The sequence below is a fragment of the Oleiphilus sp. HI0117 genome (assembly GCF_001635235.1).
In genome coordinates this window covers 1-568 of record NZ_LWGA01001199.1, presented here as the reverse complement: position 1 = coordinate 568, position 568 = coordinate 1, and the positions used below count along the sequence as shown (strand labels likewise).

The window sequence follows — 568 nt, the reverse complement described above, 5'->3', positions numbered from 1 at the left end:
CTTCGATAGACTTATAAACAACACTGAGCTCCATTTCAGATGCTAGATCACATCCGCCATGAGAAGATATATAGAATTCATCTTTTGAAAGATAAGGAGCATTCCTATTCGCATGCTTGTTAATCGCAGCGAAAATAACGTCGTCGTAGAAAGTACGCAGAACTTTTTTATCTTCACTATTACCAGCGTAGTTTTTGTGTTTTTCCCAAATGTTGCGATAGAGTAGCTGCGATTCTTCGTTAAATGACTTTTTGAAAGCAAAGTGGTAGTTGTTATCTAAAGAAGTATATTTTAGTAAGTAGAAAAACCTGATCATCGACGGTGGAGACTGGCTCTTAGACACCCCATACTTACTCTTAACTTCTTCAATAAATAATCTATATCCAGCATCTTCAAATTCAAGTGAACGATGAAGTACAAACAAATCAAGCTGTCGGTTTCTAATAAGGCTAGGATCAAACTCTGCTAACGCTCCTAGCAGTTCGTTATCTCCACCATTAAATAGATTATCAAATAAATATCCCGGTCCAGTCAGGATGCAGTATATGAAGTCTAGGAGCATCCGTGT

1 protein-coding gene is annotated in these 568 nt (G+C 37.5%); it reads right to left on the bottom strand.

Annotated features, from left to right (window positions below; all coding sequences use genetic code 11):
- Window positions 1-568, bottom strand: a 568-nt coding sequence (gene dptF / locus A3757_RS21030; RefSeq protein WP_068740250.1) for a DNA phosphorothioation-dependent restriction protein DptF, incomplete at both ends; no start/stop codon positions are given.